Origin of the sequence: Pontibacter qinzhouensis (assembly GCF_008017455.1) — a bacterium.
Classification (GTDB): domain Bacteria; phylum Bacteroidota; class Bacteroidia; order Cytophagales; family Hymenobacteraceae; genus Pontibacter; species Pontibacter qinzhouensis.
Window position 1 is genome coordinate 14,334 of record NZ_VRTY01000038.1, and the last position, 15,551, is coordinate 29,884.

General features: G+C 46.2%; 15 protein-coding genes. 7 read left to right on the top strand and 8 right to left on the bottom strand.

What is annotated here, in order from left to right; genetic code table 11:
* Positions 1-19 precede the first annotated feature (19 nt).
* Positions 20-739: an endonuclease/exonuclease/phosphatase family protein gene (locus FVR03_RS11380; RefSeq protein ID WP_147921877.1), complete on the top strand. Its 720-nt coding sequence runs from the start codon at positions 20-22 to the stop codon at positions 737-739.
* 27 nt (positions 740-766) lie between these two features.
* Here the strand turns inward: FVR03_RS11380 and FVR03_RS11385 are convergent, their stop codons facing one another.
* The 3 genes from FVR03_RS11385 to FVR03_RS11395 are packed head-to-tail and all read right to left on the bottom strand — an operon-like array spanning position 767 to position 3,157.
* Positions 767-1,900 carry a DegT/DnrJ/EryC1/StrS family aminotransferase gene (locus FVR03_RS11385; protein WP_147921878.1) on the bottom strand — a complete coding sequence of 378 codons (1,134 nt, stop codon included), beginning with the start codon at positions 1,898-1,900 and terminating at the stop codon, positions 767-769.
* The gene (locus FVR03_RS11390) at positions 1,890-2,546 is read right to left on the bottom strand and encodes an acetyltransferase (protein WP_147921879.1); all 657 of its coding nucleotides are present in this window, start codon (positions 2,544-2,546) and stop codon (positions 1,890-1,892) included. Before FVR03_RS11390 ends, FVR03_RS11385 begins: the two co-directional genes overlap by 11 nt.
* Positions 2,543-3,157: a sugar transferase gene (locus tag FVR03_RS11395; RefSeq protein ID WP_147921880.1), complete on the bottom strand. Its 615-nt coding sequence runs from the start codon at positions 3,155-3,157 to the stop codon at positions 2,543-2,545. The genes FVR03_RS11390 and FVR03_RS11395 overlap by 4 nt, the downstream gene beginning before the upstream one ends.
* A 425-nt stretch (positions 3,158-3,582) precedes the next feature.
* Here FVR03_RS11395 and ispE point away from each other — a divergent pair, with 425 nt between their 5' ends.
* Positions 3,583-4,392, top strand: a complete 810-nt coding sequence (ispE, locus tag FVR03_RS11400; protein WP_147921881.1) for a 4-(cytidine 5'-diphospho)-2-C-methyl-D-erythritol kinase — start codon at positions 3,583-3,585, stop codon at positions 4,390-4,392.
* On the opposite strand, the gene FVR03_RS11405 is transcribed toward ispE, so the two are convergent.
* The 3 genes from FVR03_RS11405 to tgt all read right to left on the bottom strand — a co-directional run bounded on the left by FVR03_RS11405 (position 4,348) and on the right by tgt (position 7,640).
* Positions 4,348-5,289, bottom strand: a complete 942-nt coding sequence (locus FVR03_RS11405; RefSeq protein WP_147921882.1) for a DMT family transporter — start codon at positions 5,287-5,289, stop codon at positions 4,348-4,350. The two genes, ispE and FVR03_RS11405, sit on opposite strands and share 45 nt — an antisense overlap.
* Entirely contained in the window at positions 5,289-6,362 is a 1,074-nt protein-coding gene (locus tag FVR03_RS11410; protein ID WP_147921883.1) for an LptF/LptG family permease, read from the bottom strand. The genes FVR03_RS11405 and FVR03_RS11410 overlap by 1 nt, the downstream gene beginning before the upstream one ends.
* 147 nt (positions 6,363-6,509) lie before the next feature.
* Positions 6,510-7,640 (bottom strand): tRNA guanosine(34) transglycosylase Tgt, encoded by a 1,131-nt coding sequence (gene tgt / locus FVR03_RS11415; protein ID WP_147921884.1) that lies wholly within the window; start codon positions 7,638-7,640, stop codon positions 6,510-6,512.
* 405 nt (positions 7,641-8,045) lie between these two features.
* Here tgt and FVR03_RS11420 point away from each other — a divergent pair, with 405 nt between their 5' ends.
* The 3 genes from FVR03_RS11420 to rsmG all read left to right on the top strand — a co-directional run bounded on the left by FVR03_RS11420 (position 8,046) and on the right by rsmG (position 10,878).
* Positions 8,046-9,149: a glycosyltransferase gene (locus FVR03_RS11420; RefSeq protein WP_147921885.1), complete on the top strand. Its 1,104-nt coding sequence runs from the start codon at positions 8,046-8,048 to the stop codon at positions 9,147-9,149.
* Entirely contained in the window at positions 9,140-9,748 is a 609-nt protein-coding gene (locus FVR03_RS11425; RefSeq protein ID WP_007659731.1) for an RNA polymerase sigma factor, read from the top strand. The genes FVR03_RS11420 and FVR03_RS11425 overlap by 10 nt, the downstream gene beginning before the upstream one ends.
* A gap of 491 nt (positions 9,749-10,239) precedes the next feature.
* Positions 10,240-10,878 carry a 16S rRNA (guanine(527)-N(7))-methyltransferase RsmG gene (rsmG, locus tag FVR03_RS11430; RefSeq protein ID WP_147921886.1) on the top strand — a complete coding sequence of 213 codons (639 nt, stop codon included), beginning with the start codon at positions 10,240-10,242 and terminating at the stop codon, positions 10,876-10,878.
* Positions 10,879-11,084: 206 nt separating this feature from the next.
* On the opposite strand, the gene FVR03_RS11435 is transcribed toward rsmG, so the two are convergent.
* Positions 11,085-12,041 carry a YheT family hydrolase gene (locus FVR03_RS11435; protein ID WP_147921887.1) on the bottom strand — a complete coding sequence of 319 codons (957 nt, stop codon included), beginning with the start codon at positions 12,039-12,041 and terminating at the stop codon, positions 11,085-11,087.
* A gap of 132 nt (positions 12,042-12,173) precedes the next feature.
* On the opposite strand from FVR03_RS11435, the gene FVR03_RS11440 reads away from it, so the two are divergent.
* Together FVR03_RS11440 and rpsT are read left to right on the top strand one after the other, a co-directional pair.
* Positions 12,174-12,566, top strand: a complete 393-nt coding sequence (locus FVR03_RS11440) for a hypothetical protein (protein ID WP_147921888.1) — start codon at positions 12,174-12,176, stop codon at positions 12,564-12,566.
* 236 nt (positions 12,567-12,802) lie between these two features.
* Positions 12,803-13,066 carry a 30S ribosomal protein S20 gene (rpsT, locus tag FVR03_RS11445; RefSeq protein ID WP_147921889.1) on the top strand — a complete coding sequence of 88 codons (264 nt, stop codon included), beginning with the start codon at positions 12,803-12,805 and terminating at the stop codon, positions 13,064-13,066.
* A gap of 601 nt (positions 13,067-13,667) precedes the next feature.
* On the opposite strand, the gene pyk is transcribed toward rpsT, so the two are convergent.
* A complete protein-coding gene (gene pyk, locus FVR03_RS11450; protein ID WP_147921890.1) occupies positions 13,668-15,092 on the bottom strand; it encodes a pyruvate kinase in 1,425 nt (474 codons plus the stop codon).
* Positions 15,093-15,551 lie beyond the last annotated feature (459 nt).

A 15,551-nucleotide genomic window follows, 5' to 3' on the forward strand; every position in this document is an offset into this window, starting at 1 on the left:
TGATGGCCCCTATATAAAAATGAAAATTGTTACCTGGAATTGTAATGGAGCTTTAAGAAATAAATTTCGATTTCTTTTAGAACTCGAAGCTGACATTTTTATAATTCAGGAGTGTGAAAACCCAGAGCAAACACCACATTTAGAATATACAGAATGGTCTAAAAACCATCTTTGGATCGGAGGCAACAAGAACAAAGGCCTTGGAATATTTGCTGCAGAAGGCATTAAAATGGAATTGTTAGCCTGGAGCAATGTCTTTTCAGACCATGCTGTGAAGTATTTTTTACCTTGCTTAATAGATAATGACTTTCAACTTGTGGGGGTGTGGGCTCACCAAAACAACTCTCCTAATTTTGGCTACATTGGGCAAATTTGGAAATACCTTCTACTAAATAAGCAGAACCTAGAAAAGGTAATAATTGCAGGTGATTTTAACAGCAACGCTATCTGGGACCAGTGGGATAGGTGGTGGAATCATTCTGATGTGGTAAAAGATTTGCTTGGGCTTGGAATAGTAAGTATGTATCATAAGCATTTCAAGCAAAACCAAGGAGAAGAATCTAAACCTACCTTCTTTTTAAATAGAAATCTCTCAAAACCATATCACATAGATTATGTTTTTGGAAGCAGGGAGTTTGAAGCTGGCCTACTAAACGTAGATATCGGTGACACAGAGAAGTGGTTGAGAATTAGCGACCATTTACCACTAATTTGTAATTTTGAAGGAGGTGGAAAATAGCTCAATGAGTAGGATTTACAAAACCTATCATACAGCCAATTCCGACTTCAACACCTTCACTACTTTCTCCAGGTCTTCCTCTGCCAGGCTGCTGCTGGAGGGGAGGCAGAGGCCCTGCTCAAAAAGCTTTTTGCTTAAGCCATCGCCATAGTAGGGTGCATCCTTAAAGAGCGGCTGCAGGTGCATGGGTTTCCAGAGCCTCCGTACTTCTATGTTGTGGCCTTCTAATGCCAGCCGAACCTGTTCCGGGTTTTTGCCGGTATCAGGGTGAAGCAGCAGGGTCGTGAGCCAGCGATTCGAAAAGCAGTTTTTAGGCTCAGGCAGAAACGAAACAAATTCGCTCTCCAGCTGCTCCCGGTAAAAATTAAAGATTTCGCGACGTTGCTTTACACGCTTTTCCAGTACCTCAAACTGTCCGCGGCCAATACCAGCTGCAATGTTGCTCATGCGGTAATTGTAGCCCACCTGGGTGTGCTCGTAGTAAGGAGCCTCCTCTTTTGCCTGCGTGGCCAGAAAGCTGGCCTGCTTCGCCAGTTCCTCATTGGCTGTTACCAGGGCTCCTCCACCAGATGTGGTAATAATTTTATTCCCGTTAAACGAGAAAACGCCCACATCCCCAAAAGTGCCGGTCTGGTGGCCACCATAGCGCGACCCAAGCGATTCTGCAGCATCTTCTACTAAAGGAATATTGTAGTGATGCGCAATATCGAGCAGTTCTTTCATTTGGGCAGGCATGCCATAGAGGTGCACCAGCAGAATACAGGCTGGTTTTTTCCCAAGCTTCAGCCTGGCCTCAATGGTTTGCTTCAGCATGTCGGGGCACATGTTCCAGGTGGTAGGCTCGCTCTCTACGAATACTGGCGTAGCTCCTACATATAAAATAGGATTGGCAGTAGCCACAAACGTAAAGGTGGAACAGATAACTTCATCTCCTGCCTGCACGCCCAGTACCCGAAGGGCCAGATGAATGGCGGCCGTGCCGGAGTTTAACGCTACAGCAAAGCGAGCATTGGTATGTTGGCATACATCATGTTCGAAACCCGGGATGTTTGGGCCTGCTGTTGTTACCCAGTTGTCTTCAATTGCTTTCTGAACATAATTCTGCTCATGCCCCCCCATATGTGGTACCGATAAGAAAATACGTCCGGGCCTATAGTTCATGCTTCTTTATGATTTTTGCAGGTACTCCTACTGCTGTACAACCAGCGGGCAGGTCTTTGTTTACAACGGCTCCAGCTCCGATAGTGGTATGTGCGCCAACGCTAATACCCTGTAAAATAGTAGCATTTGTTCCCACATAAACAGCTTCTTCCAGCACAGTCGCACCCGAAAGGTTAACGCCGGGCATCAGCGAAGAAAAGTCACCCAAGGTGGCATCGTGCCCGATTGTGCAACACAGATTAATGAATACGTGCTTCCCTAGTTTGATGTTGGTTGTCAGCACCACACCTTGTGCCAGAATGGCGCCTGCACCCAGCGTAATAAACTGATAAGCTTTAATGGAAACAGAAGGATGAACCAGCACCGGAAAGTAAAGGTGCCGGCGCAGCTGCAGACGCGCTACGAGCTGTTGCTTTACCTTTGGCGACCCTATGCCTATGGCTACGGCCAGTTCCTGCTGCACCGCTTCCAGGTCGTTTATGGTGCCCAGGTAAGGGAGGTGGTTAATAGAGGTGCCGCTGAGGGAGGTGTCGTCGTCGTAAAAACCCAGGATGTTCCACGCTGCAGAAACATCGTTTAGCTGGTGCAGCAACACGAGCAGTTCGCGACCCAGGCCACCTGCACCTATAATTACAATGTCTTTCATGATATCTGTGCCTCCCCGGTAAACCGTGGGGCGGTTGCGTAGCCAGGTGCGTTAATGTCTGCTCTTTTAAGAACTTGCTTTAGGGTTTTCCGGAGTATGAGCAAATCGGTTTTTAAGCCCTGATGCTCCACATACCATAGGTCGAGCCTGAATTTCTCTTCCCAGGAAATGGCATTGCGACCATGCACTTGTGCCCACCCTGTAATGCCAGGCTTTACGTGATGCCTGCGGGCCTGCTCCGGGCTGTAAAGCGGCAGGTACTCCATCAGCAAGGGGCGCGGACCAATCAGGCTCATGTCGCCACGGAGCACGTTAAAGAGCTGTGGCAGTTCGTCCAGGGAGTTTTTTCGTACCCAGGTTCCTGCTTTTGTTAGGCGAAGTTCATCTGGCAGTGGCTGCCCCTGCGCATCATATTTGTCAGCCATGGTTTTAAATTTGTACAGGACAAAAGGCTTCTCCCGCCAGCCAGGCCGTTGCTGCCTGAAAAATACCTGACCTCTTTGAGAAACAGCCAGACACAGTATCACCAGCACCAGCACTGGCAAACTGATAAGCAGGGCCAGGCTTGCCAGCACAACATCCAGGAAGCGTTTCAGGTACTTTTGGTACATGGTTAATTTACGAATGAGCCCTAAGCTCCGGTTTTACCAGTAGAGCACTTTCACGAAAATACAACTTTATTTTATTCGCAACAGTAACCGGAACAGCATAATTCAAAAGCAGAAGGAGCGAAAGGCTGGGCAGCTGCCCTTATTTTTTTACCTTGCACCAATTTTTAAGAGTGTTCATTATCAGGAATTAGTTTTACCCTTGACCTTAAAAAGCAAATTTTACCTTCGGAAGGCCATTTTCATTAGAATAATTTGATTTCCTGTTGCTGAACAACTACATGGTTAAATTTTTTATTAATGATTTTATAACTATAATCTTCTTTTGCTGCTTTTTAGAAGCCTGAAGTGTGCGATCCTGCTTGTGCTTTAGTTCAGATGCAGAAAAAAAGTCTACCATCTATAATCTAACATCTAGTATCTATAAAATGCTTGATTTCCCGAATGCAAAGTTAAACCTGGGTTTGCTCGTTACTTCCAAACGGCCCGATGGTTTCCATAACTTAGAATCTTGTTTTTATCCGGTGCAATGGTGCGATGCGCTGGAGGTGCTGCCTGCCCCCGAAGAAAAATTTACCATGAGCGGGCTGCCTGTGCCCGGCAACCCCGACTCCAACCTTATCCTGAAAGCATACAAGCTCCTGCAGCAGGATTTTAACTTGGCGCCTGTGCACCTGCACCTGCACAAGGTTATACCTATGGGTGCCGGTTTAGGAGGAGGTTCTGCTGATGCTGCTTTTACTTTGAAGTTGCTGAACTCGCTTTTCGAACTTAACCTGAGCGAGAATGCGCTGGAAGAGTATGCGCGGCAATTGGGCAGCGACTGCGCTTTTTTTATCCGTAACAAGCCGGTGTTGGCTGTAGAGAAAGGCGACGAGTTTAAACCAATCGCGCTTGATTTAAAAGGCTACAGCTGTGTAGTGGTGTACCCCGGTATTCATATTACCACCGCCGAAGCCTATGGCAATATCATACCTAAAGAACCTGAATTTAGCTTAGAAGAACTGGTGCAGCAGGATGTAAGCACCTGGCGCCACAACCTGAAGAACGATTTTGAAGAAGCGCTATTCCCAAAGTATCCGGCGCTGGCAGCCCTGAAAGAAAACCTGTATGAGGCAGGTGCTGCCTATGCCGCCATGACTGGTTCCGGCTCGGCTGTGTATGGCTTGTTTAAAGGCGATATCTCTGTAAACTTAATCTTTCCCGATAATTACCTGGTCTGGAAGGGGCTGCTTTAGTTTTTTGCGGCGTACGACATAGGCATCCAGCACAGGGTAAATAAACACACTCAGCAAAATAATGCCTGTTCCGTAATAAAAGCCGTCAGATACCTGCTTGTGCTCGTTAAAAATTATCCAGGCTAGAATAATGCCATACACCGGTTCCAGATTCACCGTCAGGTTCATGGTGTAGGCTGTAATGCGCTGCATGAGCCGCACACCAGCTGTGTAGGCATACACGGTGCAAGCCAGCGAAAGTATGAGCAGGTACAGCCAGTCCATAGCCGTTAATCCAAAATCAAGGGTGCCACCTTCTGCAAAAAAAGTGGTATAGATCGGGAAGAAAATAACAGTGCCCAGGCAGGCTCCGGCCATTTCGTAGCAGGTGATGGTAGTGGAAGGCATTTTTTTTGCCAGCCCTGCATTTATGATCGTGAAAATAGAGGCCAGAAGGGCAGAAGTAACGGCCATGAGAATGCCAACGATGTTGTTGAACTCTGTTTCATGCTGAAAGATGACGTAAAGCCCCAGAATAATGAGCAGGCCAAGCAATATTTCATGGGCTTTTATGCGACTCTTGGTAAACAGCGGTTCCAGAAAGGCTGTCCATAGGCTGCAGGTAGCCATGCCTACCAAACAGATAGAAACGGAGGCTATGCGGGCAGAGGCAAAAAACAGCATCCAGTGCGCTGCGATCAGGAAGCCAACGCTAAACACGATGAGCCCCTGCCGGTTACCTAACCAGAACCTGGTGCCGCGATTGTAAATAATAAGGCCCAGTGCCAGTGCCGTGATAATGGTGCGCAAAGCCACCAATTCCACAGCCGGAATGGTGATCAGTTTCCCCAGGATGGCCGTAAAGCCCCAGAGAAAGATGATGAAATGCAGTTCGAAATAATCGCGGAGGCGAGGCATTAGCGAGGTATGTAGCGATAAAGTATAAACCCGATTCCTGTAAAAATAACAGTCGGGATCCAGGCCGCGATCATGGGGTCCATGTTGCCGACCTGGGCAAGGCTGCGGCTGGCAATTACAAAGATGATGAAGATAAAGGCCAGCACAAACCCGAGCGCAATCTGCACACCCACTCCGCCTCTGGCCTTACGGGCACTTACAATTACGCCGATTACGGTTAAAATAATAATAGCAAAGGGGTAGGTAAAGCGTTCGTACTTCTCTACCAGGTACAGCTCAATGTCGTCGGCACCACGTTCCTTTTTCTGGTTGATAAAAGCGTTCAGCTCCGGTAGCGTCATGGTCTGCTCCAGTTTATAGGTACTCTCAAAATCTTTGGGCCGCATGTTCAGCGTGGTATCGAGCTGGCCGCCTTTAAATATGGTTTCCTTTTCGCCATCGAAGGTGCGGAGGGTGTAGCTGTCCATGTGCCATTTCTCCTTTTCCACGTTCCATGAAATATAATTGGTGGTGAGTTTTTCGGTTAGATTGGTGCCGGTAATTCTTTCCAGGGCAAAGTTGTAGCCTATGTTGGAGTTGTTGTTGTAGTTCTCCATATAGGCGTAGGTGTCTGGTGCAATTTTCATATGAATATTACGACCATCGTATGTAAAGGGGCTCTTTACATACTTTACCTGAAAAGCCACCGTTTTTTTATTTGCATTCGGGATAACCCAACCAATAAGGGCAAACGTCATGGCGGCAATAAGGGCAGCCCCCATAGTATAAGGTACCAGCAACCGTCTGAAACTAACCCCACTGCTCAGAATAGCCACGATCTCGGTATGCGACGCCAGTTTAGCGGTAACGAATACGGTAGCAATAAACACCGTAATCGGGCTGAGCATGTTGGCATAATACGGGATCAGGTTTACATAATACTCCAGGATTTCGGATACAGGCAGTTTGTGCTTAATAAAGTCGTCGTTTTTCTCTGTAAAATCAATCACACAGATTATAGCCACCAGTATCAGCACCACGAAAAAGAACGTGGTCAGAAATTTCTTCAGTATATACTTATCGAGAAGCTTCACTTTCTTTTAATTAAAAATTCAAAATTAGAAATTAGAAATTAAGCGGTAATGGTAGAATCAGATTAGGGCATGTCTAAATTCATAAAGCACTTAATGAATTAGGATCTGTAGTCTCAGTTTCCACCATTTCTAATTTCTAATTCATTTTTACAAACGTGTCATCAGTTTCTTTACCATCAGGTCTTTCCAGTCGCGGAAAGTTCCTTTCAGAATCTGCTCGCGGGCCTGCTTTACCAGCCACAGGTAAAAAGTAAGGTTGTGCACGCTCGATATCTGAGCACCCAGCATCTCGGTGGAGTGCACCAGGTGGCGTAAATAGGCCTTACTGTAAAACGTACTCACATAGCCGCCTAGTTCCGCATCTATCGGGCTGAAGTCGTCGGCCCATTTTTTATTGCGAATGTTCACGATTCCTTGTGTGGTAAATAACATGCCGTTGCGGGCGTTTCGGGTGGGTAGTACACAATCGAACATATCTACACCCAGGGCTATGTTTTCGAGTATGTTGGCCGGAGTGCCTACGCCCATGAGGTAACGCGGCTTGTCGGCAGGCAGTATGTCGCATACCAGTTCCGTCATTTCGTACATCATCTCAGCGGGTTCGCCTACCGATAAGCCGCCAATAGCGTTGCCTGCGCGGCCAAAAGAAGCGATTGTTTCTGCTGACTTTACCCGCAGGTCTTTGTAGGTGCTGCCCTGCACAATTGGGAAAAGCGTCTGGTTATAACCGTATTTCGGTTCGGTGCTGTCGAAACGGTCTACACAGCGCTGCAGCCAACGGTGCGTGCGGTCCATCGAGTTTTTGGCGTAGGTGTAGTCGCAGGGGTAGGGAGTACACTCATCAAAAGCCATAATAATGTCGGCCCCGATGGTACGCTGCGTGTCCATTACGTTTTCCGGGGTGAAGTTAAGGGTAGAGCCGTCTATGTGCGACTTAAACTTTACGCCTTCTTCTTTGATCTTGCGGGTGCCTGCCAGCGAGAAAACCTGGTAGCCGCCACTGTCGGTAAGTATTGGCCCGTTCCAGCCATTGAACTTGTGCAGGCCGCCTGCCCGCTCCAGCACATCGAGGCCGGGGCGCAGGTACAGGTGGTAGGTGTTGCCAAGTATGATCTTGGCTTTTATATCGTCGGTGAGTTCGCGCTGGTGCACCGCCTTTACGGTTCCTGCTGTACCAACCGGCATAAATATGGGCGTCTCGATGGTGCCGTGGTCGGTTTGCACCACACCCGCACGTGCCTTGGACTGTGTATCGTTTGCTACTAAAGTAAATTGCATAAGAAAAAGAATGTAGGCGTATACTCACAAAAACAACGCCACATAGCGGCAAAAGCAAAAGCCACTGCCTGGTTAAATAAAAAAACAGAACCGGCAAAGATACGAAGTAGCAGCGCAGGCACAAGGCGCAAAACACAAGTTACCTCACTTTTTTAATCAGGCTGAAAAGTAGCGTGCGCCTAAATTTAAAATGCAGGGAGAAGTGCTGGCGCAAGTAAACTTATGTAAGGTGGCGCTTCGGAAATGGCAGGAGAATAGCTACTTTTGAGGATGAAAAGGTTGAGTTGTTAAATGGTTGCATGGTTGATCTGTGCTTTAAAAGGATTAACCATTTAACAATTTAACCATTTAGCAATTTAACCATTCAGCCATTTAACAATTCAACCATTTAACCAATAACAAGTATTGATTCCACTAATACTCCTGGCGGTACTGGCAGCCTGCGTGCTGGTGCAGTTTTACTTTGCCTACTTCTATTTTATGCCGCTCGTAAGGCACAACGACCCTGAAACCAGTCAGAAGGTGCCTGTTTCTGTTATTGTGGCAGCGCATAACGAGCTGGAGAACCTAATGGCGCTGGTGCCGATGCTGCTGGACCAGGACTACCCTGAATTTGAGGTGCTGGTGGTAAACGATCGGTCTGAAGACGATACCGAGTTTTACCTCTACGAACTTGAAAAGCAATTTCATAACTTCCGGGTCGTTACTATTAAAAAAACACCCGAATACCTCAATGCTAAAAAGTATGCCTTGGCGCTTGGCATCAGGGCTGCCAAATACGAGCACATTCTTTTTACCGATGCCGACTGCCGCCCGTGCAGCCTGCACTGGATCGATAAAATGCAAAGTGGCTATGGCACAGGCGCTGATGTGGTGCTGGGTTATTCTCCGTATTTAAAAAGTAAAGGATTTTTAAATCATCTTATCCGATATGAAACCTTACTGACCGGAATTCAGTATCTGTCTCATGCAAACAAAGGGTACGCTTACATGGGAGTAGGACGAAATTTGTCTTATACCAAGGCGTGTTTTTTTAGAAACAAAGGATTTGCATCGCATATCAGAACACTAGGCGGTGACGATGATCTGTTTGTTCGCGATGCTGTCAGAAACAGTAAAGTAGGCATTGTAATCGATAAAGAGGCCCACACAGAAAGTATTCCCAAAAAGACGTTTCGGGAGTGGCTAACGCAGAAGAGAAGGCACATGGCGGCAGGCAGGCAGTACACAGCCGGCACCAAAAGAAGAATTGGATCTTTTTTGGCTGCTAACATCCTTTTTTACGTACTGTCTATTATTGTTCTTGCTTTGAGCAACCAATTACTTATATTGGCTGCCATTGTTGGCCTGCGGTACGCGTTTCTTATACCGGTTTACATGCTTTCTGCACGCAGGCTGCAAGAAAAAATTTCATTGCCACTATTACCTGTTTTGGACCTAGTCTATTTTTTCAACTACCTGCTCCTTGGGGTATCTGTATTACTGTATAAAAAGATCAGATGGAAGTAAATAAACAATTCTCTGCAAAAGCTAAACACGATTTCAAGCTAATTCAGGCAGCTGTAGAAGAAAACGATGAGAAAGCATATGCCGAGTTAATGAGTATCTATAAAAAGCCTGTTTACCACGTGGTGCTCAAAATGGTACGTAACGCCGACGATGCCGAAGACCTGACGATAGAAGCCTTTGCCAAAGCGTTTCGGAATCTGCACAAGTTTAACCCGGAGTATGCCTTCAGTACCTGGTTGTTCCGGATCGCCACCAACAACTGCATCGACTTTATTCGCAAGAACAGGATTAAAACGATGAGCATCGACTCGGCCATAAAAATCGACAACGGCGACGAGATCACAATCGACTTCAAAGACAAGAACCTTAACCCACAGGAAGAGGCTATCAAGAACCAGAAGATCGAGATTATGCAATATGTGGTAGCCAAGCTGCCAGAAAAATACCAGCGCCTGGTAACATTGCGCTACTTTAACGAGCTGAGCTATGAAGAAATTGCTACGGAACTAAACGCGCCACTCGGCACCGTAAAAGCCCAGCTGCACCGTGCCCGCGAACTGCTCTACGACATGGTTAAAAACAAAAAACATCTTATTTAGATTAGATGTTAGATAATAGATTTTAGATAGTAGACATTCAGGGAAAAGCATTTGAACTTTCCTGCTGTTTTAAAGATTTTGGATTAAGGTTGATTATTGGTTAGAAGCCCCTGCCGCACTCGTTGTGGTAGGGGCTTTGCCTTTTGTGCCCATAAGAGGCTTCGAACCCTTGACACTTTTAGTTCTGAAACTCTTCGGAAGGCCATTTTCATTAGAATAATTGCTGGTTGCTGGTTGTTAAATGGTTGATATAGCTATAATTCTATGAAACCGCCAAATTTATAAATCCTAATTCAGACAAGAAATCCTAATTCAGACAAGAAGTCTAGTATCAAACATCTAGCGTCTAAGATCTTTAAAAGTCTCCGGAAGGCTAAAATCGTTACATTAATTTGGCGCTGCCCCAGAGTTTATCGTGGCTGCTGCGTAACATCAATCAGGAAGTATTAGTACTTTTGCAACTGACAGTTTAACTACAAAACTATAGAAAGATGCCCCACACTACCGCCATCCGTACCTTGCTTTCAGGTTATTTCCCGGAACTGACAGAAGACCAGTTGGCTAAATATGAACAGTTAGGAGAGCTGTACCAGGAGTGGAATGAGAAGATTAACGTGATCTCGCGCAAAGACATGGAGCAACTGGGGGTGCATCATATGCTGCACTCGCTGGGTATTGCCAAAGTAGTGCAGTTTCCGGCCCATACGCATGTGCTCGATGTGGGTACGGGAGGCGGTTTGCCCGGCTTGCCGCTGGCTATCATGTTTCCGGAGGTGCGGTTCCACCTGGTAGATTCAATCGGTAAAAAGATACACGTGGTGCAGGAAATTGCCCGTGAACTGCACCTGCAGAACGTAACGGCCGCACACACCCGCGCCGAGCAGGTGCGCGAGAAGTTCGATTTTGTAGTGAGCCGCGCCGTAACCCGACTAGCCAACTTCTACCCCTGGATCGCCAACAGCTTTAAGAAAAACGACTTGCCCACCAAAGGCCTCTACTACCTGAAAGGTGGCGACCTGGCAGAAGAGATTGCAGAATCCGGGCTGATAACAAATGTGTATGACCTGAAGGCTTATTTCAGCGAAGAGTTTTTCGAAACCAAGAAAGTAGTTTACGTGCCACTGCCGTAGGCTTCGCCAAATTAAAAATTAGAATTATGTCTGGTGGTTGCAGAGGAAATTACCCTTCAGCAGCCAGCCGCATAATAGCTTTACCCTGACAGATCAACTATCTTTTAACCTGCTAAGGTAAGCATTTATCATAGCACAAGCTTTTTTTTGCAGCATAAGGGAGCATCTTTGATCTTCATAATTTACCCATCTCCAAATCTCCAAATCTAAAACCTTTCTTCCAGCAGAAACTGCACTGCCCTGATCTCTGAATAATAGATATTGTTGCGGAAGTCGATGGCGAAACCAACATGGCCACCAGTAGCAGGAGCTTCGAAATGGAAGTTCGGGTTCAGCTCTGCTTCCTGCACCGGGAAACAGGAGTTTGCCAGAAACGGGTCGTTCTTGGCATTAACGAGCAGAGTAGGTATTCGGATGTTCTTCAGGAACTGCTTGGAGCTGGAGCGGGCATAGTAATCGTCGGCACTCTTAAAGCCGTGCAGGGGTGCCGTAAAGCGCTCATCGAACTCCGGGAAAGACCACAAGGGGTTATAGCCGCTCAGATCTACTTTGTCTGGAAACAACTCACGTTTCTGTGCCAGCTTTAGCTCCAGCGATTTCAGGAACCTGCGGCTGTAGATTTTTGAGATCCGTTGGGCAGAGCTTTTGAGGTCTACAGGTACCGAAAACACAGCAGCCCGCTTTACCTGCTCCGGCACCTGGTCTGGCGCTTCGCCCAGGTACTTCAGGGTAATGTTGCCGCCTGCGCTAAACCCGACCAGGAAGATGGTGCTGTAGCGGCCGGTCCCGAGGGCATAGTTCACGACAAAGTCAAGATCGTCGGAGGCGCCGAGGTGGTAGGAGCGGAGCAGTTTGTTGGGCTCCCCGCTACAGCTCCTGTAGTTCCAGGCCAGGGCATCTACACCTTTTTGGTTAAAAGCTCTTACCATGCCTTTTATATAAGAACGCTCCGAATCTCCTTCCAGCCCATGCGATAAAATAACTACTGCTTCAGCGCCTACCACCGACCAGTCCAGGTCTATAAAATCGTTGTCGGGTGTTGGTACCCTTTCCCGTTTATAGTGCACGCCCGGCACCTGCCGGAACAAGCCGGGTAGTATAGTTTGTAAATGCCCATTAAGAAGATAGAACGGAGGCTTATAAAGAGACGGAACAAGAGGCATAGGAAATAATCAAATAAATCTAAAATTGTATTTATTTATGAAATACGGCTATATTGACTTTATGAGCACAATTAGTATATCAATATTTTGTTTTAATCGTATCTTAATGAACACTAAAAGCTACATGAACTTATGAAAATAGAAGCCATATTTAAAACCATATTTTTTGCACTTGCATTGGGTGCTTTCATGTTCTCCTGCGAGCAGGAAAACAGTAACCAGACTGCTTCGGAAGCAGAAGTGGTTAAAGTAGAAACCGATACAGACGTATCATACAACCAAGGAGAAGCTGAGAGAGAATACAACGATTTTTCTGCCTGGGTTAATAACTCTTCTTCCAGAGCCGAAAATGCTACTGAAGCAGAGTGGAAAGAGATGAAGCAGGAGTACAAAGATAAGGAAGCGGAACTGGAAACAAAAAGCGCCTCCTGGGACGATAAAACCCGGCAGGAATGGAAAGACCTGAAAGATAGTTGGAAACAAACAGAAGAGAAGGCGGAGGCACGGTTGAAAAAGAACCGTTGATAGTGCTCACATTTGCGTACAGACCAGAGCTGCTGTGGCCATAGAGCTGTAGCAGCTCTGTTTTGTTTATAACGCTTGTTTTTGCCAAAACATCTTGTTTTCTTTGTACCAGCAAACTGCAAAGGACGTTTGGAATTTTATCCGGTAAAAGCTTTGCATTTTAGTTGAAAACATAATACCTTTGCAAACTCATTTACGGATAGGAACAAAGAATTTAATTTTATATTTGAAATAATATGGCTAACCATAAGTCGGCATTAAAAAGAATCAGAGCGAACAACGCTAAACGTCTTCGTAACAGATACCAAGCGAAAACAACTCGTACTTTTATCAAAAGGTTGAAAAACACAACTGACCAGGCCGAGGCGCAGGAACTTTACAAGACAGTTGCTTCTATGATTGACCGTCTTGCCAAGAAAAACATCATCCACAAAAACAAAGCTTCTAACAACAAGTCTAAGTTAGCGAAACACGTTAACAGCTTAGCTGCAGCAGCTTAATTTTTGTAGATCCCCTTTCTGGAAGCCTTGCACTACCCGTGCAGGGCTTTTTGTGTTTTGTATGACTTTTTGCTAGAAAAGTTTTGCTTCCCAGAACAGAAGCGATTGTTGTGGATGGAAGAGACATGCTGCACAACTATTTGTATCGAGTTGGAAAATCATCAGGTTAACCCTTGATAAGAAGTTTGCTTACATAGCTTCGGAAGGCTAATTTCATTAGAATAATTGGAATTGTTGGGTAGAAAATAGTTCGTAGTATTTACTCTCACCGCCACACTTTTGTCATTGGGAAGGGATCTTGTGAGCAAGACTCATCAGCAAAGGCAACAGTGTTAAAACAACCTGCTCCTGAAATTGAGCCGTTTGTGTCGCAGTGGAACTTGAACCATAAAGCCAGTAGCTTCTGCTTATGGCTCTCGCCCACAAGATCTTTACAAGATGACGAAAGCGAGATGGTGCAGAAGCAACAAACCAGAGTGACAAGATGGAAAGGATGTAGCTAAATCATAGCAGAAGGTAAATAAATTTTTATTAAGCCATATAAACAAGAAAGCCTGAGGTCATGCAGATCTCAGGCTTTCTTGTTTATAGCAGTTCCGAACTAGGCTACGCTCAACTTAATCATGTTGGTGCGTCGGTCCTGGCTCATGGGCATGCTGGCTGTGTTTACAAACACATCGCCTGTCTCCAGGAAACCGCCGTCTAAGAGCGTTTGCTTAATGTCGGCAATGGTGGCGTCAGTAGATTCGAAGGTCTCGTAGTAGAAGCCTCTGATACCCCACACGAGGTTCAGTGTGTTCAGGAGCTGCTTGTTCTCCGTAAATACAAAGATGTCGGACTTCGGACGGTGCCTGGCCAGGCGCAGTGCCGTGTAGCCAGAGCGGGTAATGCCGATAATGGCGCGGGCATTGGTATCGCGGGCAAGGCCACAGGCATTGGCAACAAGGCTATCGCTCAGGAACGTTGGCGAATCGGGGCGCAGGCCGTATGTTTTGTCGAACACATTGGCGTTGCGCTCCACATTTAATATAGTAGATACCATGCTGCGGATGGTTTCGAGCGGGTAAGCTCCTACAGCAGTTTCTGCACTTAGCATTAGTGTGTCGGCTCCATCTATCACGGCATTGGCTACGTCGTTTGTCTCGGCGCGGGTAGGGCGTGGGTTCACGATCATGCTCTCGAGCATCTGGGTTGCTACAATTACCGGTTTAGCGGCCTTGTTGCATTTCTCAACCAGCATTTTCTGGATCATCGGAACTTCTTCCATGCCTACTTCCACCCCCAGGTCACCACGGGCCACCATTATAGCATCAGTTGCCTCTATAATCTCATCTATGTTACGAATGGCTTCCGGTTTCTCAATTTTCGCAATTACACGGGTGTCTTTGCCGCGTTCTTTAATAATGCGCTTAATTTCATGAATGTCTTCTACACGGCGCACAAACGAGAGCGCAACCCAGTCTATGTTGTGGTCCAGACCGAAGTGCAGGTCTTTCAGGTCTTTCTCTGTTAAACAAGGAGCAGATACAGAAGAGTCGGGCAGGTTAATGCCTTTACGTGGTTTCACGATACCGCCATATACCACTTCTGCTTCCACCTCAAGGTCGCCATCCGTAGATATAACCTTCAGCTCCAGTTTACCATCGTCTAATAAAATGGCATCGCCTGGTTTTACGTCTTTGGCAAGTTCTGTGTAAATAGTAGAGAGGCGGCCGGGTATAGTAAGAGAGCCATCGCACACCAATTTAATAATCTGGCCTTCTTCTATCTCGATGCCACCGTTTTCAACATCGCCCAATCTTATTTTTGGTCCTTGTAAGTCCTGCACCAGGCTCACGTTGGTATTTAGCTCGCGGTTCACCTCCCGCACAAATTTTATAACCTCCAGGTGCTCTTCGTGGGCACCATGAGAAAAGTTAAGACGGAAGGCGTCAACACCTTCTTTCACCAATGCCTGAAGACGCTCATAGCTGTTGCTGGCTGGGCCAACAGTGGCGAGTACTTTCGTTTTGTTAAAGAATTCCATATTAGAAGATCAGATTTTCCTTGATTTTAAAATGACTGATTGTAAAATATTTTTTTGCTTGGTTTGAGAAAGAAAAGACTCAATAAGGTACGACTCAGGCGAAAAGAAGTGCTTTGCGTTTCCGGGTGGCTTTGGTGTAGTGTCATACGCTATACTATTATAAAGGAGGCTGGCGAGGGCAGCTTGTTGCTGCCAGTCTGTTTCTGCCTGCATGAGTGTTCTGGTTTGTGCGCATCAGAACACTTATTATTATTTATCAAACTCTTGTTCCTACTAATCAGGAGGTTATTGCCTGCCTGATGTTACATATAAATGTACGTTAGTTTCGAAAACTGCGCGAAACGGGTGTTCTGCTGTACCAAGTCGCGTTTGTTTTGCTTACACGATAAAGCTACGCAGAATAGCTTTAATTTCTAGCTATATTTTTTGCCTGAGCGCCATTTTTTTATGCAATTTCCA

Bases quoted from the DNA above. Each gene is read 5' to 3' on its own strand.
- FVR03_RS11380 (WP_147921877.1), top strand. From the start codon at position 20: ATGAAAATTGTTACCTGGAATTGTAATGGAGCTTTAAGAAATAAATTT.
- FVR03_RS11385 (WP_147921878.1), bottom strand. From the start codon at position 1,900: ATGAACTATAGGCCCGGACGTATTTTCTTATCGGTACCACATATGGGG.
- FVR03_RS11390 (WP_147921879.1), bottom strand. From the start codon at position 2,546: ATGAAAGACATTGTAATTATAGGTGCAGGTGGCCTGGGTCGCGAACTG.
- FVR03_RS11395 (WP_147921880.1), bottom strand. From the start codon at position 3,157: ATGTACCAAAAGTACCTGAAACGCTTCCTGGATGTTGTGCTGGCAAGC.
- ispE (WP_147921881.1), top strand. From the start codon at position 3,583: ATGCTTGATTTCCCGAATGCAAAGTTAAACCTGGGTTTGCTCGTTACT.
- FVR03_RS11405 (WP_147921882.1), bottom strand. From the start codon at position 5,289: ATGCCTCGCCTCCGCGATTATTTCGAACTGCATTTCATCATCTTTCTC.
- tgt (WP_147921884.1), bottom strand. From the start codon at position 7,640: ATGCAATTTACTTTAGTAGCAAACGATACACAGTCCAAGGCACGTGCG.
- FVR03_RS11425 (WP_007659731.1), top strand. From the start codon at position 9,140: ATGGAAGTAAATAAACAATTCTCTGCAAAAGCTAAACACGATTTCAAG.
- rsmG (WP_147921886.1), top strand. From the start codon at position 10,240: ATGCCCCACACTACCGCCATCCGTACCTTGCTTTCAGGTTATTTCCCG.
- FVR03_RS11435 (WP_147921887.1), bottom strand. From the start codon at position 12,041: ATGCCTCTTGTTCCGTCTCTTTATAAGCCTCCGTTCTATCTTCTTAAT.
- FVR03_RS11440 (WP_147921888.1), top strand. From the start codon at position 12,174: ATGAAAATAGAAGCCATATTTAAAACCATATTTTTTGCACTTGCATTG.
- rpsT (WP_147921889.1), top strand. From the start codon at position 12,803: ATGGCTAACCATAAGTCGGCATTAAAAAGAATCAGAGCGAACAACGCT.
- pyk (WP_147921890.1), bottom strand. From the start codon at position 15,092: ATGGAATTCTTTAACAAAACGAAAGTACTCGCCACTGTTGGCCCAGCC.